Raw genomic sequence first — 19,271 nt, 5'->3', positions numbered from 1 at the left:
TCCTGTGGCGGTGGCGGACGAGACCACGTCATCGTCCACAAATCCTGCGGCAGTTGCCCAGGTTCAACCTGCACCGGGCTGCCCCTTTCCCGGTGCACTCTGCACCAGTACGGTGACGGGCATGCCGCTGCCCCCGCCCCGGATCCTCAAATTGATCCGCCAGGGCGCCGAACTCGCCCTCAACCCGCAGCCCGACTGGCTCGCCGAACTCGACGCCGCCACCCTCGCCGGCGAGACCCGGCGACCCATCGCCGACGACCCCGTCCTCTCCGCCGGCCTGCGCCGCGTCAACCGCGCCAACCTGCTGCGCTGGGCCGCCGCCAACGTCACCGCCCCCGGCGCGCCCGTCCCCGCCCCCGAAGGCGAGGAACAGCGACTGATCGCCCGCGACATCGTCCGCCGCGGCCTCGACGAACCCGCCCTCGACTCCTACCGGGCCGGCGAGAGCGTCGCCCTCCGCCTGTGGACCCGGATCGCCTGCACCCTCACCACCGACCCCGACGAGCTGCGCGACCTCCTCGACGTCTCGCTCCGCTCCATCTCCGCGTTCGTGGACGCCTGCGTCGGCGAGATGACCACCCTGCTGCGCGCCGAACGCGCCGCACTCACCGGCTCCAACCACGCCGAACGGCTGCACGCCGTCGCCCTCCTCCTCGACGGCGCGCCCATCGCCCGCGCCCGCGCCGAAGCCCGGCTCGGATACCCCCTCGCCGGGACCCACACCGCCGCCGTCCTGTGGGTCGACGACCTCGACCAGGACTTCGCCCAACTCGACCGCGCCGCCGACCTGTTGGCGTCCTCCGCAGGCCGCCCCCCGGTCCTCGACGTCACCGCGAGCGCCGCCACCCGCTGGGTCTGGACCGCCGCGAGCCCCGACCTCTCCCGGCTACGCGCCGGCCTGGACCGGCTCCCCGCCGTCCGCATCGCCCTCGGCCCCGCCGCCACCGGGGTCAACGGCTTCCGCCGCAGCCACCTCGACGCCCTCACCACCCAGCGCATGCTCGCCCGCCTCGCCTCCGTCCAACGCCTCGCCTCCCACGACGAGATCGAACTCGTCGCCCTCCTCACCCAGGACCTCGAAGGCGCCGACCGCTTCGTCCGCCACGTCCTCGGCGCACTCGACGGCCCCCCGGCCGAAGCCGTCCGCGCCTACCTCGCCGAACAGTGCAACGCCACCCGCGCCGCCGCCCGCCTCTTCACCCACCGCAACACCCTCCTCCGCCGCCTCGCCCGCGCCGACACCCTCCTCCCACGCCCCCTCGCCGACCACCCCCTCGAAGTCGCCGCCGCCCTGGAAATCCGCCACTGGCGCGGCCAGACACCCGCCTGACGGCCGGCCTGAGAGCCGGTCACCGGCAGGTCGTGGTCCAGGGCCTGCTTCAGAAGTGGTTCTTTCTGTCCGGCTGTTCGCCAGGAGATGAGCGTCTGCCATTAGAGTGATCGGATGGTCACGGTGCTGGTCAACGGGCTTCCCGGAGCGGGAAAGACAACGCTCGCGCGGGCCTTGGCGGCCGAGATGAGCCTTCCGCTGTTCAGCAAGGACGCGATCAAGGAGACGCTCGCGGACACTCTGGCCGACCTTCGTCCGCCGGAATGTCCCGACCATGAGTGGAGCCGGGTTCTGGGGATCGCCGCCGGTGAGACCCTTTGGAAGCTGCTCGGTGACGCGCGGGGCGCGGCCGTTCTGGAGAGTCCGTGGTTGGCCCATACGCGGCCGATCGTGAAGGCCGGACTTCAACGCGCGGGTGTGGCCGAAGTACGGGAGGTCTGGTGCGAGGTGCCGCTGGACGTCGCCCGCCGCCGGTTCGCCGAGCGGATGGTCGAACGACACCCCGTGCATCCTGAGCGTCCTGGTGGCTTCGGCGGAGACTGGGAGATGTGGTCCCGGGGTGCTGAACCACTCGGGCTGGGGATCGTCCATCGCTTGGACACCACCGGGCCGGTCGACATTCCGGCGCTGGCCGCGTCGCTCACAGCCACTCGTTGATGGCCGCGATCAGCACGGTGGCCTCGTAGCGGACAGAGAGCTTGTCCTGTCTCGTGGCGACCGCGCGGTGGCGCTTGAGGCGGTTGATCACCCCCGGCCTTGATCCACTTCCGAAGCAGGGCCCTGAGGCCGGAGGGTCAGGTCGCGCCGGAACCAGGTGCCCGGCTTGCCGTCGAGCTCGGCCGGGCCGTCCGGGACGAACCCGGCCTTGAGCAGTACCTTCTGCGACGCCGGATTGGCCTGGGCAGCGGCCGCCCGCAGTGTGCGCAACCCGTGCCGTGTCACCGCCAGCCCGCACAACTCCCGGACGGTCGCCGTCGCGACGCCGCGCCCGGCGACGTGCTGTGCGACGCGGTAGCCGAGATCGGCACTGCCGTCCGCGAAGTCGTACAGGTTGAACCGGCCCAGCACCGAGCCGTCCCCGGCGAGCAGCACGTAGAACGTGCAGACGCCGGCCTCCTGCTCGGCGAGCAGGGCGCGGTGCCGGTCGGCGAAACGCTCGAAGTACTCGTCGCCCCGGTCGGGAATCGAGGCCGCGAAGTACGCACGGTTCGCGAGCTCGAAGGCGAGCACCGCCGGGGCATGGTCGGCATCCAACTGCTGCAACTCGGGCACGGCGGAACCCTATTCGGACGGCGCGCCGAGTTCACCCGACTTTCCCGTCAACGCCGCTCATCCCCACGGGGCGTGCGGTAGCCGCGGATGGTGATCTTGGTGCGGACGGTGAAACCCAGGTGTTCGTAGAGGGCGAAGGCCGGGGTGTCGGCGGCGGAGTGGAGGAAGGGGCGGTCGCCGCGGGTGGTGATCTGGTGGATGAGGGTGGTGATGAGGGTGGTGGCGTGGCCGCGGCCGCGGGCTTCGGGGGCGGTGCAGACAGCGCTGATCTCGGTCCAGCCGGGCGGCTTGAGCCTTTCTCCGGCCATGGCGACGAGGGCGCCGTTCTCGCGGATGCCGAGGTAGGTGCCGAGTTCGTGGGTGCGGGGGTGGAAGGGGCCGGGGCGGGTGCGTTCGGCGAGGGCGAGCATCTCGGGGACGTCTGCGGGGCCGAGTTCGACGATGTGGGCGGTGGTGCGGGGGAGCGGGGCGTGGCCGGGGTGGGTCATCTGGTAGCCCTCGAAGGTGAATTCGGGTACCAGGTGGTCGGGCGGCAGGACGGGGCAGTTGACGAGGAGGGCGAAGGCGTCGGTGCCGAGGAGTTCGGTCAGGTCGTCCCACGCGCCGGGTTCGGCCGTGATGGCGGAGAAGCTCGCGACCTCGGGGAGGAAGCTGGAGGCCCGGCCGTGGTGGCGGGCGAGGTGGGCGTGCCGGCCGGTGAGTGAGGCGGCGACGGGGTTGTCGAGGACGGTGGTGTCGCGGTCGGGCATGGCGGGTTCCCTCCGGTGGGTCGGACGCGATTTCCATCATCGCGGCGCGCGTGCCGCAGACCGTGCGGTTGACTCTTGTTACCGGCGAGTCGCATCCCTATCATCGCCACTGTGACAGCTTTACTGTCAAACCTGGGAGGCGGTCGCCGATGACCCCCGCAACACCCCCCGCCAAGGCCGCCGGGCCGCTCGCGGGCGTCCGGGTCCTTGAGCTGGCGGGCATCGGGCCAGGCCCGTTCGCCGCGATGCTGCTCGCCGACCTGGGGGCGGACGTGGTGCGGGTGGACCGCCCGGGCGGGCAGGTTCTCGGGCCGGCCCCGGAGCAGGACCTGACCAACCGCAACAAGCGCTCCGTCGTGGTGGACCTGAAGGCGGAGGACGGCCGCAGCATCGTGCTCGACCTCGCCGCCCGCGCCGACCTGCTGATCGAGGGCTACCGCCCGGGCGTCGCCGAACGCCTCGGCGTGGGCCCGGAGCAGTGCCTGGCCCGCAACCCGGCGCTGGTGTACGGCCGGATGACCGGCTGGGGCCAGGACGGCCCGCTCGCCGACCGCGCGGGGCACGACATCACGTATCTCGCCACCTCCGGCGTCCTCGGCCTGATCGGTGACGCGGACGGCCCCCCGGCGATCCCGGCCAACCTGCTGGGCGACTACGCGGGCGGTTCGCTGTACCTGGTGGTCGGCCTGCTGGCCGCCCTGCACCACGCCCGGGCCACCGGTACCGGCCAGGTCGTGGACGCGGCGATCGTCGATGGCGCCGCGCACCTGTCCACCATGCTGTGGGGCCTGCTCGGCGCCGGCCTGTGGCAGGACCGGCGGGGCGTCAACCTGCTGGACGGCGGCGCCCCTTGGTACGGCACCTTCGCCACCTCCGACGGGCAGTGGATGGCCGTCGGCCCGCTGGAGCCGCAGTTCTACGCCGAGTTCACCCGTCTCCTCGACCTGAAAGAGGACGCCCCGGCGCAGTACGACCTGCCCCGCTGGCCCGAACTGCGCGAACGGATCGCCCGGCGTTTCGCCACCCGCACCCAGGCCGAGTGGACCGAGCTCTTCGAGGGCCACGACGCCTGCGTGGCACCGGTGCTGACGCTCCGTCAGGCCGCGAACCACCCGCACCTGGCCGCCCGCGGCAGCTACACCGAGCAGCACGGCACCGTACAGCCCGGCGTCGCCCCGCGCTTCTCCGCGACCCCGGCCGCGCTGCGCACCCCGCCCGCGCGTCCGGGCGAGCACACCGCCGAGGTGGCCCGCGACTGGGCTGTTCCAACACTCGACCCGCAAGCCTCCTGAAGGAGACACCCGTTGCAGCGCGAGCTCTACACCGAGGAACACGAGGACTTCCGCGAGAGCGTCCGGGCCTTCCTCGCCAAGGAGGTCATCCCGCACCACGCCCGCTGGGAGCGGCAGGGCATCGTCGACCGTGACGCCTGGCTGGCCGCAGGTAAGGCGGGGCTGCTGGGTCTCGCGGTGGACGAGCAGTTCGGCGGCGGTGGCAGCCAGGACTTCCGGTTCGCGGCGGTGCTGGCCGAGGAGTTCACCCGGGTCGGCGCCAGTGGCCTGGCGATCGGCCTGCACAACGACATCATCGGGCCGTATCTGACGGGTCTGGCGAACGAGGAGCAGAAGCAGCGCTGGCTGCCCGGGTTCTGTTCGGGCGAGCTGATCAGCGCGATCGCGATGACCGAGCCGGACACCGGCTCCGACCTGCAGGCGATCCGCACCACGGCCGTGGACGCGGGCGACCACTACGTGCTGAACGGTGCGAAGACGTTCATCTCCAGCGGGATCCTGGCGGACCTGGTCGTGGTGGTGGCGAAGACCACCGCCGAGGGCGGCGCGCACGGGCTGAGCCTGCTGGTGGTGGAGCGCGGCATGCCGGGCTTCGAGCGAGGCCGCAACCTCGACAAGATCGGCCAGAAGGCGCAGGACACCGCCGAGTTGTTCTTCCAGGACGTGCGGGTGCCGAAGGCGAACCTGCTGGGCGAGGAGAACCAGGGCTTCCTGTACCTGATGCGCAACCTCGCGCAGGAGCGGCTGGCGATCGCGGTCGCGGCGATCGCCGGCGCGGAGTTCGTGCTGGACGAGACGATGGCGTACGTGAAGCAGCGCACCGCGTTCGGCCGTCCGCTGGCCAAGCTCCAGCACGTGCGTTTCGAGATCGCCGAGATGGCCACCGAGTGCGCCGTCACCCGGACCTTCGTGGACCGCTGCGTGCTGGAGCACAACAAGTACAACCTGACGCCGGCGGACGCTTCGATGGCCAAGTGGTGGTCCACCGAACTGCAGAAGCGCGTCGCCGACCGCTGCCTGCAACTGCACGGCGGCTCCGGCTACATGAGCGACAGCGCGGTCGCCCGGGCGTTCACCGACGGGCGCGTCCAGACCATCTACGGCGGCACCACCGAGATCATGAAAGAGATCGTCGGCCGCTCCCTGCTCGGCTGAACCCCGCTCGGCTGACCCCGGCCGACCCACCCGTCTGAAAGGCAACCGACACCGTGACCACCGAAGCGTACGTCTACGACGCGATCCGCACGCCGCGCGGGCGCGGCAAGCAGACCGGCTCCCTGCACGGCACCAAGCCGATCGACCTGGTGGTCGGCCTGATCCACGAACTCCGCCGTCGTTTCCCGACGCTGGACCCGGCCGCGATCGACGACATCGTGCTCGGCGTGGTCAGCCCGATCGGTGACCAGGGCTCGGACATCGCCCGGGTCGCGGCGATCGCCGCCGGCCTGCCCGACACCGTCGCCGGCGTGCAGGAGAACCGCTTCTGCGCGTCCGGCCTGGAGGCCGTCAACCTGGCTGCGGCGAAGGTCCGTTCGGGCTGGGAGGACCTGATCCTGGCCGGCGGCGTGGAGTCGATGTCCCGGGTGAAGATGGGCTCCGACGGCGGCGCCTGGTTCGCCGACCCGATGACGGCCTACGAGACCGGTTTCGTCCCGCAGGGCATCGGCGCCGACCTGATCGCCACCATCGAGGGCCTGTCCCGCACCGACGTGGACGCGTTCGCCGCCGAGTCGCAGGCCCGCGCCGCCAAGGCGCAGGCGGACGGCCTGTTCGACCGCTCGGTCGTCCCGGTGCGGGACCGCAACGGCCTGGTGGTGCTCGGCCGCGACGAGTTCATCCGCCCCGGGACCACCGTGGAGACGCTGGCCGGCCTCAAGCCGTCCTTCGCCGACATCGGTGACCTCGGCGGGTTCGACGCGGTCGCGCTGCAGAAGTACCACTGGGTGGAGTCCATCGACCACGTGCACCACGCGGGCAACTCCTCCGGCATCGTGGACGGCGCGGCGCTGGTCGCGATCGGCTCCAAGGAGATCGGCGAGCGGTACGGCCTGACCCCGCGGGCCCGGATCGTCTCCGCCGCGGTCTCCGGCTCCGAGCCCACCATCATGCTCACCGGCCCCGCCCCCGCCACCCGCAAGGCCCTCGCCAAGGCCGGGCTGACCGCCGCCGACATCGACCTGGTGGAGATCAACGAGGCGTTCGCCGCCGTCGCCCTCCGCTTCATGCGCGAACTCGGCTTCCGCCACGACCAGGTGAACGTCAACGGCGGCGCGATCGCGCTCGGCCACCCGCTCGGCGCCACCGGCGCGATGCTGATCGGCACCCTGATCGACGAACTGGAGCGCCGCGACCTGCGCTACGGCCTGGCCACCCTGTGCGTGGGTGGCGGCATGGGCATCGCCACCGTCATCGAGCGCATCTGACCATCCGTCAACTCACGTACTCACCCAAGGACTTCAACGAAATGACCGACGTGAGCAGCCCCATCCGCTGGGAGCAGGACCAGGACGGCGTGGTCACCCTCGTCCTCGACGACCCCGCCCAGTCCGCCAACACCATGAACGCCGCCTTCACCGACGCGCTCGAAGCCACCGTCGAACGGCTGGCCGGCACCGAGGAGTTGACCGGCGTCATCGTCACCTCCGCGAAGAAGACCTTCTTCGCCGGCGGCGACCTCAAGCTCCTCTCCGCCGTCGGGCCGGACGACGCCGAGCAGGTGTTCGCCAACTCGATGCGGATCAAGCGCGCGCTGCGCAAGCTGGAGACCCTCGGCAAGCCGGTGGTCGCCGCGATCAACGGCGCCGCGCTCGGCGGCGGCCTGGAGATCGCCCTGGCCTGCCACCACCGGATCGCCCTGGACGCGCCCGGCAGCAAGATCGGCCTGCCCGAGGTCACCCTCGGCCTGCTGCCCGGCGGCGGCGGCGTGGTCCGCACCGTGCGGATGCTCGGCATCACCGACGCCCTGCTGAACGTCCTGCTGCAGGGCCGGCAGTACCGTCCCGCACAGGCCGTCCAGCACGGCCTGGTGCACGAACTCGCTTCCACGACCGAGGAGATGATCGCCTCGGCGCGCGCCTTCATCGCCGCCAACCCGGTGAGCGCGCAGCCCTGGGACGCCAAGGGCTACAAGATCCCCGGCGGCACCCCCAGCACCCCCGCGCTGGCCGCCAACCTGCCCGCCTTCCCCGCCAACCTGCGCAAGCAGCTGAACGGCGCGCCCTACCCGGCGCCGCGCAACATCATGGCGGCCGCGGTGGAGAGCTCGCAGGTGGACGTGGACACCGCGTTCGTCATCGAGGCCCGGTACTTCGCCGAGCTGGCCTGCGGGGCCACCTCCAAGAACATGATCCAGGCCTTCTTCTTCGACATGCAGGCCGTCAACTCCGGCGCCTCCCGCCCGAGTTCGGTCCCCGCCTGGAAGGCCTCGAAGGTCGCGGTGCTGGGCGCCGGCATGATGGGCGCGGGCATCGCGTACTCGTGCGCGCAGGCGGGGCTGACGGTGCTGCTCAAGGACGTCACGCTGGAGGCCGCCGAACGCGGAAAGGCCTACTCCGCCGGCCTGCTGGACAAGCAGGTGCAGCGCGGCCGGCTGTCCGCCGAGGAGCGCGACGAGTTCCTCTCCCGGATCACCCCCACCGCGGACCCGGCCGACCTGGCCGGCTGCGACACCGTCATCGAGGCGGTCTTCGAGAACCCCGAGCTCAAGCACAAGGTGTTCCAGGAGATCCAGCACGTGGTCGCGCCCGACGCGCTGCTCTGCTCCAACACGTCCACCCTCCCGATCGGCCTGCTCGCCGAGGGCGTCGAGCGCACCGCCGACTTCATCGGCCTGCACTTCTTCTCGCCGGTCGACAAGATGCCGCTGGTGGAGATCATCCGCGGCCCGGAGACCGGCGACGAGGCGCTCGGCCGCGCCTTCGACCTGGTCCGGCAGATCCGCAAGACCCCGATCGTGGTCAACGACTCCCGCGGCTTCTTCACCTCCCGGGTGATCGGCCAGTTCATCAACGAGGGCGTCGCGATGATCGGCGAGGGCCTCGACCCGTCCTCCGTCGAGCAGGCCGCCGCCCAGGCCGGGTACCCCGCGAAGGTGCTGTCGCTGCTGGACGAGCTCACCCTCACCCTGCCGCGCAAGATCCGCAACGAGTCCCGCCGCGCCGTCGAGGAGGCCGGCGGCACCTGGACCGAGCACCCCGGCGAGATCGTCATGGACCGGATGATCGACGAGTTCGACCGCCCCGGCCGCAGCGGCGGAGCCGGCTTCTACGACTACGCCGACGGCCGCCGCACCCGGCTGTGGCCCGGCCTGCGTGAGCACTTCGTGCGGCCCGGCGCGGAGATCCCGTTCGAGGACATGAAGGAGCGGATGCTCTTCTCCGAGGCCCTCGACTCGGTCCGCTGCCTGGACGAGAACGTGCTGACCTCGGTCGCCGACGCCAACATCGGCTCCATCCTCGGCATCGGCTTCCCCGCCTGGACCGGCGGCGTCCTGCAGTACATCAACGGCTACCCGGGCGGCCCCGCGGGCTTCACCGCCCGCGCCCGCGAACTCGCCGCCGCGTACGGCGAGCGCTTCACCCCGCCGGCCTCGCTGGTCGCCCTCGCCGAGAGCGGCGGCCGCTACCGCGACTGATCGCTGTCGTCCTGGCCCGCCCGCTCCGCCGGGCGGGCCAGCTCCTCCGCCAGCGAACGCTGGAACGCCGTCACCAGCGCCTGCACCACCATCGGCTGGATCCGGTCGGCCAACTCCCGCATCCGCTCCAGCTCTTCGGGCTCCGGGCCGCTCTCCCGGTACGGCCGCCACACGGTGTCCCGGAACAGCCGGTGCAGATCGTGCGCCGTCGCCTGGCTGTGCAGCCGCACCACCGCCCGGGCCGCCACCAGCGTCTCCAGCGGGATCGGCACGTCCAGCACCCGCACGCCCAGCGGCAGCAGCCCCGGCTCCACCTTGAACACGTCCGGGTCCTCGGTGCGGTGCAGCGCGCCCATCGCGGCGAGACTGTCGAGATCCGCGTCCGACAGCGCCCGCCCCGTCCGCCGCTCCAACTGCGCCCGGCCGGCCTCCTCCAAGGACTCCGGCGTCCAGGACGCCACCAGCGCCCGGTGGATCGCCAGGTCCAACTCGCCGATGTCCGACGGCAGTTGCGTGAGATACCGGTCGATCGCGGCCAGCGTCAGTCCCTGCCGCTGCAACTCCTCGATCAACTCGAGCCGCCCCAGGTGCTCGGCCCCGTACAGCCCCACCCGCCGCGGCCCCAGCTCCGGCGGCGGCAGCAGCCCCTTCGCGCCGTAGAACCGCAGCGTCCGGACCGTCACCCCCGCCCGGGCGGCCAGCTCGTCCACCGTGAACCGCGGCTCCCCGCCACCCATCGCACCCCAGCCCTCGCACCAGTACCACTGTGACACCAGCAGTGTGACACCGGTCTCGCCCGGCGGTCCATGGCCCCGCCGGGCGTACGGGCCGGTGCCGGGCTCAGCCCTGGGGGAGGAGTTCGGCGTGGTGGCGGCGGGTGACCTCCGGGTGGGCGCGGCTGAATCCCTTCAATTCGTTCACACCGAAGTCCGCGTGCAGAGGATTCGACGGGTCCTGGGTGATGCCCGGCGCGTGGTGGGAATGCGGGAAGTCGAGCGGGGCGATGTGGGCGTCGAGCCGGGGGTTGTAGAAGAACGGGACGGAGAAGCGCTCGCGGGCGCCCGCCGGGGAGACCACGCGGTGGCTGGTGGCCTTCAGGTAGCCGTCGGTGGCGACCTCGAGGAGCTCGCCGAGGTTGACGACGAAAGCGCCGTCCAGCGGGGGCACGTCCAGGAAGGTGCCGTCCGGGCGTTCGACCTGGAGGCCGCCGACGGTGTCCTGCAGGAGGAGGGTGATGAAGCCGTAGTCCTTGTGCGTGCCGACGCCCTGCGCGGCGCCGTCGGGCGCGGTGCCCGGGTAGCGGACCAGCTTCAGGTGCAGGTGGGGGTGCGGGGCGAAGGCGTCGTCGTAGAAGTCCGGGCGGGCGCCGATCGAGGCGAGCAGTTCGTGCAGCAGCCGACGGGCGACACCGTCGAGCCGGTCGATCCAGTGCAGGGCCGCGGTGCGCAGCTCCGGGAGCGCGGCGGGCCACTGGTTCGGCCCCTCCAGCCACCAGTAGGCGGGCTCGCCGGGCGCGGGCACGTGCGCCGGCAGTTCGGGGCCGATGTCGAGCTGGTCGCGCCAGTCGCGGCTGCCGCCGGTGCGCTCGTCCCCGGTGCGCGTGTAGCCGCGGAAGTGCGGGGAGTTGAGGTTGCTGACCGACAGCCGGTCGGTCTCGGGAAGGGCGAAGAAGGCGCGCATCGCGGAGGTGAGGTCGGCGGTCTCGGCGGCGGTCACGCCGTGGCCGACGAGCTGGAAGAAACCGACTCCGGTGGCGGCCTCCCGCAACTCCCGGCGGAGCCGGGCCCGGTCGGTGGCGTCACCGTCGGCGAGCGAGAGGTCGATGACGGGGAGGGTGATGGGGTGCTGCAGCGTCATGGGTGCGCGTCCACGGTGAAAGGCCCGGCCGCGGCGGCGGGTCGCGCCGGGGCATGCCGGGGTGGCGGCGCCCGGCGCGGCCGGTGGACCGCTACGGGCAGGGGATGTGGATGGGGCGGATCAGCCGGAGCGTCGACAGGACATGCTCGTGACGCGGAGCAGGTCCACGTGGCGACGGCTGACGAGAAGAAGCACCCCTTCAGGCTACAACCCCCGTCCGGACGGATTCCGGGAAACGGCGGAGATCGGTCGACCGATCGTTCGGTAGTGAGTCCCCGATCAGTAGCCGGTCGAGCCGTCGATGCGCTCGCGCAGCAGGTCGGCGTGCCCGTTGTGGCGGGCGTACTCGGCGAGCATGTGCAGCAGGATGCGGCGCAGCGAGACCGGGCGCCCGGTGGTCTTCTGGGTGCCGGTGGCGTCCAGCGACGGGGCCTCGGCGACGATCCGGCGGGAGATCTCGACCTGGGCGCGCCAGAGCGCCAGCGCCTCGGCGAAGTCGCCGTCGAGGTGCTCGAAGTCCTGCTCCGGGTCGTCGTCGGAGTAGTAGAGCAGCGGCCTGGTCTCGTCGCCGGCGAACTGGATCTCCAGCCACCACTGTTCGGCGCCGGTCAGGTGTCGCACCAGCCCGTGCAGGCTCAGCCCCGACGGCGGCACCGCGAGCTCGGACAGCCGCTCCACGGGGACGCCCGCGCACTTCAGCGCGAAGGTCTCCCGGTGGAAGTCCAGGAACGCGGTGAGGAGTTCACGCTCGTCGCCGACCAGCGGCGGAGTCGCCCGGCTCTCGGCGTCGGCCCAGGCGGGGGAGAGGTGCTGCGGTGGCGGTGTGGGTGCGGTCGTCATGGCCGCCAGCGTGCCACCCGGGCCTGACAGTGACGTACCGTCAGTGGCGGGGTGCTTCGCCCCGGTAGGTGCCGAACGACCAGCGGTTGCCCTCCGGGTCCAGCACCGTGAAATCCCGTGAACCGTAGTCGGTGTCGTGCAGTTCGGCGGTCACCCGGGCGCCCGCGCCGACCGCCCGCCGGAACAGACCGTCCGGATCGTCGGTGACCACGTACGCGCCGAAGGTGCCGGGCCGCAACGGCCACGGATCGTCCTCGCCCTCGGCGGGCTCCTTCGCCGAGCCCAGCATGATGCCGCCGCCGAGCGGCCATGCCAGTTCCGCATGCTCCACCCGGTCGCCGTCCGCGTACACCGTGGTCGCCCGGAAACCGAACGCCTCCACCAGGAACGCGATCAGCCCCCGGGCATCACGCGCCCGCAACGTCGGCCACACCTGCGGCGGCGGGGGAACGGCGGCTTCGGGCATCTCCGGCCTCCTCGGCTCTGCGACCTGCGACGACGGGCCCACCCTAGGCCCGCCCCGCAGGCCGAAGGGCGTTGGCACGCCGGGGAAACGGCGGCCCGTCCGGGTGGGATCGGCCGGATCGGCGGTACCGGCGTCAGTGGGAGACGGCGAGTTGGGTGGCGTGGTGCTCGGGGGTGTCGATCTCGTCCAGCAGGGCCACCGCCAGGTCCGGGTGGGAGATCCGGCCGGTGCCGGTGACGGTGTTGACCGCGGTGACGTACTGGCCGGTGGTGGGGGCGTCGGCGTTGAGGTCCATGGGCGGGACGACCATCAGCCAGTCGAGGGGGCCGGCCTCGGCGGTGAGGAGGTCGAACTCGGCGACGTGGCCCTGCGAGAACGTCCGGTACTGCTCGGGGAATTCGGGGTCGTCCATGATGCGCACCCCGGGCGAGGTCTCCAGCGTGGTGGCGATGCCGAGCACCAGCAGTCGGCCGACCCCGGCACGGTTCAGACCCGCCGTCAGGGAGCGCGCGGCGGCGGTGAAGTAGCTCTCGGACGGGACGTCCAGCCGCACCGAGGCGTTGATCGCCGCGTCGTGGCCGGCCGCCACCCGGGCCACCGCATCCGCGTCCGTCGCGTCGCCGCGCACCAGCGTCACACCTGAACTCCTCTCCAGGCCAGGGTACTTGGCCGGGTCGCGGACCACCGCCGTCACGCTGTGACCGCGTCGGACGGCCTCCGCGACCGCCGCCCGGCCGACCCGCCCACCCGCGCCGAAGATCACGATCCTGCTCATGGCTGCTCCTCGTTGTCCTGGTTGCCGTGCTGCGTTCCGTGCCGTCGCCGACGGTAGGACGGGCACCCCCGGTTACTGCAACGGAACCGGCTCCGAGGTGCGGCTATCGTCGAGGCATGACCATCTCCGAGGAAGCCAGTGTGTTCGACCTCCGGAAGTGCGCGCACCGCTCACCGATCCAGGTCGGCGACAAGTGGTCCGGCGCGGTGCTGCGTTGCCTCCAGGACGGGCCGCACCGCTTCACCGAACTCAAGGCCCGGCTGCGCGGCGTCAACCCGAAGGTGCTCACCGAAACGCTGCGCGCGATGGAACGCGACCACTGGCTGACCCGCACCGACCACGGCGGCAACCCGCCGCACGTCGAGTACGCGCTGACCGAGGTGGGCGGCTCGCTGATCGGCGTGCTGGACACCGCCTGCACCTGGGCCCGCGAGCACCAAGAGGACTGATCAGATCCCGCGCCGGTACACCTGCCGCGAGCCGCCTTCCGGCCCGTTCCCGGCGGCCTCGGCGGGGGAGAACCCCAGCCGCTCGTAGAACACCCGCGCGCCGCCGGCCACCGCTCCTGGGTGGTCCGCGCCGAAGGTCACCACCTCGACGCTCGCCACCCCGTCCGGGCAGCGGGCCAGCGCCTCCGCCACCAGCGCCCGGCCGACACCCGCACCCCGGGCGCTCTCGTCCACCACCAGCCAGTGCAGGTGGCACACCGACGCCTCGTACCCGACCAGCAGGCCACCCACCACGCGATTCCCGTCGGTCGCCACCAGCGCCGTCCCCCGGTCGAGTTGACGCTCCACCGCCTCGTGGAACCCCGGCTCGTCCACCATCGCCCCGAACCAGCGCTCGACCTGCCCGGCCAGCCGCACCAGCCCCGCCGCGTCGCCGTCCCGGCCGGTGCGGATCCGTACGTCCATCGGTTCTCCTGTCAGGTGGCGTCGGGGCAGGCGAGGGCCTGGTCGATCAGGGCACGGTGGTGTTCGTCGTCGAGGATCGCCTCGTAGCCGTCCCGGTCGGACAGGCGGCCTTCGGAGCGACGGGCCGCCAGCAGGGCGGTGCGGATCGCCGGGCTGATCGTGCCCATTTGGATCGCGGCCCGCATGGCCGTGGCGAACAGGAAGTAGTTGGGTTCGGCTTCGGCGATCGGCACGATGAACTCCGCCAGGGCGTCCAGGCTCGGCCCGGGCCGGCCGGTGACTGAGCAGAGCGCGGAGGCGGCGGCGATGCGTGTCTTGTGCTCGGTCGTGGCCATGACGTGGCGGAGGTGATCGGCGTACGGGGCTGCGGCCGGGCCGAACTCGCCCAGCCGCGCGATCGGGGCCTGCCACGGGTGTTCGGCGCTCAGTACGGCCTCGCCGATCAGGCGCAGCGCGGTCGGGCGGTCCTCGGCGATCAGGTCGGGCCGGTACTGGAGTCGGGCGGCCGTCAGGCCGAGGCCGCGGATGATCGCTGCGGCGTCCGGCCCGAACGCGGACAGCGCGGCGAGCGCGTCGGGTGCCGTGAAGGGCTCGTCGAGCAGGGGTAGTACGTCCGGCAGTGCCGCTGCGGCGTCCCGGCCCCAGGACTCCAGCACGGCAAGGAAGTCACAGGCCGCACCGTGCGGACTCTCCCGGCGGAGCGCCTCGCGCACTTCGGGCAGCAAGGTGTCCGCGTCCGCCCTCAGCGGGGCCAGGGCGTGGACGATCGACGGAGGGTGCGGACCGTCCACGGCGCCGCACCCGCGGCACTCGTCCTCCCCCTCCGCATGCGCGCGCAACTGTTCGGCCAGGCCCGGCAGTCCGCGCCGGTCGCCGATCCTGAGCAGTGCCCAGCGGGCGAGCTCGCCGACGGTCCCGTCCATCTCCGGGTCCGTGGCGTCGTCGTCCAGCAGTGCTGCCAACTGGTCCGCGTACGGGGCGGCGACGGGTCCGAGGCCGCCGAGGAAGTTGGCGGCGCGCTGGCGGACGTCCGGGGAGGGGTGCGTGAGCAACTGGCCGACGGTAGAGGTCAGTTCGGGGTCCACGGAGCGCCGCCGGGTGAGCAGGACCCAGGCGATGTCCAGCGTCTCCTGGCACAGGAGCGCGTCGGCGGTGCGTTCGGCGACGGCCAACAGGCGCAGCAGGTACGCGTTTTCCAGGTCGGGTCGGTGCGCGAACAGGCGAGACACCCACCAGATCACGTTCTCGCGTTCCAGCGGCTCGTCGATGCCCAGGATGTACCAGACGCCGTCGAAACGGGGGTTCGGCGCCGGGTCGGTCAGGACGGCGATCAGGCGCTCGAAGTGTCGGACCGGCAGGTCGGGGTCGGTGGCGGCGGAGGTGTGCACGGCCGCGACGTACAGCGCCGGGTCGTCGTCGGCCAGGGCCTTGGCGAGGACGGCGGGCGCCTCGACGCTGTCGCACTTCCGCAGGGCGAGCAGCAGCGCGATCCGCGCCGTCCGATCGGTCTCGGCCTGCCAGCGTTCCGACAGCAGCCCGGCGGCGACCGCCAGCGGGGCCGCCACCTGCCGGACGGCAGGGTCGGGGTCGGCGAGCAGCAGCAGGACGGACGCGCGGTGCTGCTCCATGAGCTCGGGCGACAGCGGCAGCAGGAGGGCCAGCAGCTCGGTCAGCGCACGCCGGGCGCCCATATCCGGGTCGGTGGCCAGCGCGAGCAGGAACGGCGCGGCGACCGGTGCGGCGGACGGGAGTTGACGCGGCGACCGCGGGCACAGGCGGTACAGCGGATCGCAGTCCTCCTCCGTGGCCGCCGCACCCGCCTGCGCCAGGTGGCGCAGTGTCTGCGGCACGGCCTCCACGGGATCGGACCGGCGAGCGGTCTCCAGTCCGGCCCACTCCACGGCGTCCAGTGCGTCCAGCGACAGCCCCAATTCCCGTCCTCCCCGTCGAACCCGGCCGTCATTCTGCTGGTCTGCCGGACGCCGTGTCGCGCGAATTCCCGGCCGTCAGGCGCCCGCCTATCCCCGGAGGTCAGGCGCCCACGTACTCCGCGAGGTGGCGGCCGGTGAGGGTGGTGCGGTCGGCGATCAGGGCGGCGGGGGTGCCCTGGAAGACGATGCGGCCGCCGTCGTGGCCGGCGCCGGGGCCGAGGTCGATGATCCAGTCGGCGTGGGCCATGACGGCCTGGTGGTGTTCGACGACGATGACGGACTTGCCGGAGTCGACCAACCGGTCGAGCAGGCCGAGGAGTTGTTCGACGTCGGCGAGGTGCAGGCCGGCGGTGGGCTCGTCCAGAACGTAGATGCCGCCCTTCTCGGCCATCTGCGCGGCCAGCTTCAGGCGCTGGCGTTCGCCGCCGGAGAGGGTGGTGAGCGGCTGGCCGAGTGTCAGGTAGCCGAGGCCGACGTCGGAGAGGCGCTTCAGAACGGTGTGCGCGGCGGGGGTGCGGGCCTCGCCGGTGGAGAAGAAGGATTCGGCTTCGTCGACCGACATGGCCAGGACCTCGGCGATGTTCCGGCCGCCGAGGTGGTAGTCCAGTACCGCGGCCTGGAAGCGCTTGCCCTCGCACTCCTCGCAGACGGTGGCCACTCCGGCCATCATCGCCAGGTCGGTGTACACCACCCCGGCGCCGTTGCAAGTCGGGCACGCGCCTTCGGAGTTGGCGCTGAACAGGGCCGGCTTCACGCCGTTCGCCTTGGCGAAGGCCTTGCGGATCGGCTCCAGCAGGCCGGAGTAGGTGGCGGGGTTCGAGCGCCGCGAGCCGCGGATCGGGCTCTGGTCGATCGCCACCACGCCCTCGGGTGCGCCGCCCTTCAGCGCCGCGCCGCTGACCAGCGAGCCGTGCACCAGCGAGCTCTTTCCGGAGCCCGCCACGCCGGTGACCACCGTCAGCACGCCCAGCGGTACGTCGACGTCCACCTCGCGCAGGTTGTGCGCGCTCGCGCCGCGGATCTCCAACACGCCGGTGGAGATGCGGACTTCGGGTTTGAGGGCGGCCCGGTCGTCGAAGTGCCGGCCGGTGATGGTGTCGCTGGTGCGCAGCCCGTGCACGCTGCCCTCGAAGCAGACCGTGCCGCCCGCCGAACCCGCGCCCGGGCCGAGGTCCACCACATGGTCGGCGATCGCGATGGTCTCCGGCTTGTGCTCCACCACCAGCACCGTGTTGCCCTTGTCGCGCAGCCGCAGCAGCAGGTCGTTCATCCGCTGGATGTCGTGCGGGTGCAGGCCGGTGGTCGGCTCGTCGAAGACGTACGTGACGTCGGTCAGCGAGGACCCGAGGTGCCGGATCATCTTCACCCGCTGCGCCTCGCCGCCGGAGAGCGTGCCGGCCGGGCGGTCGAGCGAGAGGTAGCCGAGGCCGATCTCGGTGAACGAGTCCAGCACCTGCCGCAGCGAGGCCAGCAGCGGGCCCACCGAGGGCTCATCCAACTCCCGTACCCAGTCGGCGAGATCGCTGATCTGCATGGCGCACGCGTCGGCGATCGAGCGGCCCTCGATCTTCGAGGACCGGGCGGCCGCGCTCAGCCGGGTGCCCTCGCAGTCGGGGCAGCGGGTGAAGGCGACGGCGCGGTCCACGAAGCTGCGGATGTGCGGCTGGAGAGCGGCCCGGTCCTTGCTGAGCATCGACTTCTGGATCCGCAGCACCAGACCCTCGTAGGTCATGTTGATGCCCGCGATCTTCATCCTGGTCGGCTCCAGGTACAGGAAGTCGTGCAGCTCCTTCTCGGTGTACTTGCGGATCGGCTTGTCCGGGTCGATCAGCCCGGACTCGGTGTACAGCCGGTAGTTCCAGCCGCCCGGCTTGTACCCGGGGATGGTCAGCGCGCCCTCGTTCAGCGACAGAGCCTCGTCGTACAGCTGCCCCAGGTCGATGTCCGAGACGCTGCCCCGCCCCTCGCAGCGCGGGCACATCCCGCCCGCCCGCGAGTACGTCCGCTTCTCCGCCTTCGAGCCCTCGCCGCGCTCCACCGTGATCGCGCCGGAGCCGTGCACCGTCGGCACGTTGAAGGAGAACGCCGGCGGCGGGCCGATGAACGGGTCGCCGAGCCGGCTGAACAGGATGCGCAGCATCGCGTTGGCATCCGTCGCGGTGCCGACGGTCGAGCGCGGGTCGGCGCCCATCCGCTGCTGGTCCACGATGATCGCGGTGGTCAGGCCGTCCAGCACGTCCACCTCGGGGCGGGACAGCGTCGGCATGAACCCCTGCACGAACGCGCTGTACGTCTCGTTGATCAGCCGCTGCGACTCCGCCGCGACGGTGCCGAACACCAGCGAACTCTTGCCCGAACCGGACACCCCGGTGAACACCGTCAGCCTGCGCTTGGGCAGTTCGACGCTGACGTCCTTCAGGTTGTTCACCCGCGCCCCGTGCACCCGGATCAGATCGTGGCTGTCGGCCAGGTGCTGACGGTCCGCCCGCTTGCCGGTCCGCTCGGTGCCGCTCATCGTCCTCGTCCCTCCGTCCGGCGGCGCCCGTGGCGACACCGCCGCCCCGATCCAACCACCCGGCCGGGCGGGGAGCGGGGAGGTGTCCGAACCGTTGCCGGCGCGCGTGGGTAGAACGGCTGGCCGAACCACGGGGGAGGGGCAGCCATGCGCATGCGGACAATCGGGCGGACGGGGGCCCCGAGGACACCCTCGCCGCCCGGGTCACCGCGGGCCGCCCCAAGGGCTGAGCGCCGTCCCGGTGCCGGTCGCGACCTCGGCGGGCACCCCGCGCGCGGCCAGCCGCTCGCGCAGCCAGGCGGCCTCGGGGAGCGTCCCGGCCAGTCCGTCCCCCGCCAACTGCTCTGCCAGCTCCCGGGCTTGAGGCAGCTCCAGCCCCCACGCCTCGCGCACCGTCCGCAGCACCGCGACCCGCCCCGCCGCCGGATCGATCAACCGCAGCCGCACCGTGCCGTGTTGGGCGATCAGCGGGTCGCGCACCCAGGGCGGCGCCTCGCCGGTGCCGAACCCGAGGCACGACCCCGCCCCGCAGGCGCGGCAGTACAACTCCGCGTCCCAGCACAGTTCTCCGCCCCGCAGCGCCTGCCCGACGTCCTGCCGCGCCTCGGCCCCGCACTCGCACCCCACCGCGAGTGTCACACCCCACCCGGCCACTTCGTCCCTCCTCGGTCAACAGTCCTATTCTTCCCTCAGTACT

19 protein-coding genes are annotated in these 19,271 nt (G+C 72.2%); 7 read left to right on the top strand and 12 right to left on the bottom strand.

From position 1 onward, the window contains the following. Positions 1-121: 121 nt before the first annotated feature. Entirely contained in the window at positions 122-1,330 is a 1,209-nt protein-coding gene (locus ACGFWJ_RS12520) for a PucR family transcriptional regulator (protein ID WP_392948242.1), read from the top strand. Positions 1,331-1,444: 114 nt separating this feature from the next. After that, positions 1,445-1,987 carry an AAA family ATPase gene (locus ACGFWJ_RS12515; protein WP_392948239.1) on the top strand — a complete coding sequence of 181 codons (543 nt, stop codon included), beginning with the start codon at positions 1,445-1,447 and terminating at the stop codon, positions 1,985-1,987. Positions 1,988-2,074: 87 nt separating this feature from the next. Here ACGFWJ_RS12515 and ACGFWJ_RS12510 read toward each other — a convergent pair whose 3' ends face one another. Further along, a complete protein-coding gene (locus ACGFWJ_RS12510; protein WP_392948237.1) occupies positions 2,075-2,602 on the bottom strand; it encodes a GNAT family N-acetyltransferase in 528 nt (175 codons plus the stop codon). A gap of 47 nt (positions 2,603-2,649) precedes the next feature. After that, positions 2,650-3,351: a GNAT family N-acetyltransferase gene (locus ACGFWJ_RS12505; RefSeq protein ID WP_392948234.1), complete on the bottom strand. Its 702-nt coding sequence runs from the start codon at positions 3,349-3,351 to the stop codon at positions 2,650-2,652. 149 nt (positions 3,352-3,500) lie between these two features. Here ACGFWJ_RS12505 and ACGFWJ_RS12500 point away from each other — a divergent pair, with 149 nt between their 5' ends. Genes ACGFWJ_RS12500 through ACGFWJ_RS12485 form a run of 4 tightly spaced genes read left to right on the top strand, consistent with a single transcriptional unit; the run spans position 3,501 to position 9,276 of the window. After that, positions 3,501-4,643 (top strand): CaiB/BaiF CoA transferase family protein, encoded by a 1,143-nt coding sequence (locus ACGFWJ_RS12500; protein ID WP_392948231.1) that lies wholly within the window; start codon positions 3,501-3,503, stop codon positions 4,641-4,643. A 12-nt stretch (positions 4,644-4,655) separates the two neighbouring features. Continuing rightward, the gene (locus tag ACGFWJ_RS12495; protein WP_387645403.1) at positions 4,656-5,798 is read left to right on the top strand and encodes an acyl-CoA dehydrogenase family protein; all 1,143 of its coding nucleotides are present in this window, start codon (positions 4,656-4,658) and stop codon (positions 5,796-5,798) included. A 53-nt stretch (positions 5,799-5,851) separates the two neighbouring features. Beyond that, complete coding sequence (locus tag ACGFWJ_RS12490) at positions 5,852-7,066, top strand: acetyl-CoA C-acetyltransferase (RefSeq protein WP_380481793.1); 1,215 nt, start codon at positions 5,852-5,854, stop codon at positions 7,064-7,066. 41 nt (positions 7,067-7,107) lie between these two features. Continuing rightward, entirely contained in the window at positions 7,108-9,276 is a 2,169-nt protein-coding gene (locus ACGFWJ_RS12485) for a 3-hydroxyacyl-CoA dehydrogenase NAD-binding domain-containing protein (protein ID WP_392948226.1), read from the top strand. On the opposite strand, the gene ACGFWJ_RS12480 is transcribed toward ACGFWJ_RS12485, so the two are convergent. The 6 genes from ACGFWJ_RS12480 to ACGFWJ_RS12455 all read right to left on the bottom strand — a co-directional run bounded on the left by ACGFWJ_RS12480 (position 9,264) and on the right by ACGFWJ_RS12455 (position 13,214). Beyond that, complete coding sequence (locus ACGFWJ_RS12480; RefSeq protein ID WP_392948721.1) at positions 9,264-10,013, bottom strand: MerR family transcriptional regulator; 750 nt, start codon at positions 10,011-10,013, stop codon at positions 9,264-9,266. The genes ACGFWJ_RS12485 and ACGFWJ_RS12480 overlap by 13 nt on opposite strands. 103 nt (positions 10,014-10,116) lie before the next feature. Next, entirely contained in the window at positions 10,117-11,133 is a 1,017-nt protein-coding gene (locus ACGFWJ_RS12475) for an isopenicillin N synthase family dioxygenase (protein WP_392948224.1), read from the bottom strand. Between the two features lie 120 nt (positions 11,134-11,253). Then, positions 11,254-11,328, bottom strand: a complete 75-nt coding sequence (locus ACGFWJ_RS12470; RefSeq protein ID WP_354644872.1) for a putative leader peptide — start codon at positions 11,326-11,328, stop codon at positions 11,254-11,256. Between the two features lie 84 nt (positions 11,329-11,412). Then, on the bottom strand, positions 11,413-11,973 hold the full coding sequence (locus tag ACGFWJ_RS12465) for a DinB family protein (RefSeq protein ID WP_392948221.1): 561 nt from the start codon (positions 11,971-11,973) through the stop codon (positions 11,413-11,415). A gap of 40 nt (positions 11,974-12,013) precedes the next feature. Continuing rightward, positions 12,014-12,439: a VOC family protein gene (locus ACGFWJ_RS12460; protein ID WP_392948219.1), complete on the bottom strand. Its 426-nt coding sequence runs from the start codon at positions 12,437-12,439 to the stop codon at positions 12,014-12,016. Positions 12,440-12,572: 133 nt separating this feature from the next. Then, positions 12,573-13,214, bottom strand: coding sequence for an NAD(P)-dependent oxidoreductase (locus ACGFWJ_RS12455; protein WP_392948217.1), 642 nt, complete (start codon positions 13,212-13,214; stop codon positions 12,573-12,575). Positions 13,215-13,330: 116 nt separating this feature from the next. Between ACGFWJ_RS12455 and ACGFWJ_RS12450 the strand changes: the two genes are divergently transcribed. After that, positions 13,331-13,663, top strand: coding sequence for a winged helix-turn-helix transcriptional regulator (locus tag ACGFWJ_RS12450; protein WP_392948214.1), 333 nt, complete (start codon positions 13,331-13,333; stop codon positions 13,661-13,663). Here the strand turns inward: ACGFWJ_RS12450 and ACGFWJ_RS12445 are convergent, their stop codons facing one another. The 4 genes from ACGFWJ_RS12445 to ACGFWJ_RS12430 all read right to left on the bottom strand — a co-directional run bounded on the left by ACGFWJ_RS12445 (position 13,664) and on the right by ACGFWJ_RS12430 (position 19,228). Further along, the gene (locus ACGFWJ_RS12445) at positions 13,664-14,128 is read right to left on the bottom strand and encodes a GNAT family N-acetyltransferase (protein ID WP_392948211.1); all 465 of its coding nucleotides are present in this window, start codon (positions 14,126-14,128) and stop codon (positions 13,664-13,666) included. Positions 14,129-14,139: 11 nt separating this feature from the next. Next, complete coding sequence (locus ACGFWJ_RS12440) at positions 14,140-16,059, bottom strand: hypothetical protein (RefSeq protein WP_392948208.1); 1,920 nt, start codon at positions 16,057-16,059, stop codon at positions 14,140-14,142. Between the two features lie 100 nt (positions 16,060-16,159). Beyond that, positions 16,160-18,574, bottom strand: coding sequence for an ATP-binding cassette domain-containing protein (locus tag ACGFWJ_RS12435; RefSeq protein ID WP_392948205.1), 2,415 nt, complete (start codon positions 18,572-18,574; stop codon positions 16,160-16,162). 204 nt (positions 18,575-18,778) lie between these two features. After that, positions 18,779-19,228, bottom strand: coding sequence for a hypothetical protein (locus tag ACGFWJ_RS12430; RefSeq protein WP_392948203.1), 450 nt, complete (start codon positions 19,226-19,228; stop codon positions 18,779-18,781). Between the last annotated feature and the right edge of the window lie 43 nt (positions 19,229-19,271).

Origin of the sequence: Kitasatospora sp. NPDC048407, from assembly GCF_043200475.1 — a bacterium.
In the GTDB taxonomy this organism is placed as follows: domain Bacteria; phylum Actinomycetota; class Actinomycetes; order Streptomycetales; family Streptomycetaceae; genus Kitasatospora.
Note: the sequence above shows the minus strand (reverse complement) of the source record. Positions and strands in the feature narration are given on the sequence as shown.

Coding starts and splice junctions, on each gene's coding strand:
- ACGFWJ_RS12485 (WP_392948226.1), top strand. CDS start 7,108: ATGACCGACGTGAGCAGCCCCATCCGCTGGGAGCAGGACCAGGACGGC.
- ACGFWJ_RS12480 (WP_392948721.1), bottom strand. CDS start 10,013: ATGGGTGGCGGGGAGCCGCGGTTCACGGTGGACGAGCTGGCCGCCCGG.
- ACGFWJ_RS12465 (WP_392948221.1), bottom strand. CDS start 11,973: ATGACGACCGCACCCACACCGCCACCGCAGCACCTCTCCCCCGCCTGG.
- ACGFWJ_RS12435 (WP_392948205.1), bottom strand. CDS start 18,574: ATGAGCGGCACCGAGCGGACCGGCAAGCGGGCGGACCGTCAGCACCTG.
- ACGFWJ_RS12455 (WP_392948217.1), bottom strand. CDS start 13,214: ATGAGCAGGATCGTGATCTTCGGCGCGGGTGGGCGGGTCGGCCGGGCG.
- ACGFWJ_RS12450 (WP_392948214.1), top strand. CDS start 13,331: ATGACCATCTCCGAGGAAGCCAGTGTGTTCGACCTCCGGAAGTGCGCG.
- ACGFWJ_RS12520 (WP_392948242.1), top strand. CDS start 122: ATGCCGCTGCCCCCGCCCCGGATCCTCAAATTGATCCGCCAGGGCGCC.
- ACGFWJ_RS12505 (WP_392948234.1), bottom strand. CDS start 3,351: ATGCCCGACCGCGACACCACCGTCCTCGACAACCCCGTCGCCGCCTCA.
- ACGFWJ_RS12475 (WP_392948224.1), bottom strand. CDS start 11,133: ATGACGCTGCAGCACCCCATCACCCTCCCCGTCATCGACCTCTCGCTC.
- ACGFWJ_RS12515 (WP_392948239.1), top strand. CDS start 1,445: ATGGTCACGGTGCTGGTCAACGGGCTTCCCGGAGCGGGAAAGACAACG.
- ACGFWJ_RS12500 (WP_392948231.1), top strand. CDS start 3,501: ATGACCCCCGCAACACCCCCCGCCAAGGCCGCCGGGCCGCTCGCGGGC.
- ACGFWJ_RS12445 (WP_392948211.1), bottom strand. CDS start 14,128: ATGGACGTACGGATCCGCACCGGCCGGGACGGCGACGCGGCGGGGCTG.
- ACGFWJ_RS12460 (WP_392948219.1), bottom strand. CDS start 12,439: ATGCCCGAAGCCGCCGTTCCCCCGCCGCCGCAGGTGTGGCCGACGTTG.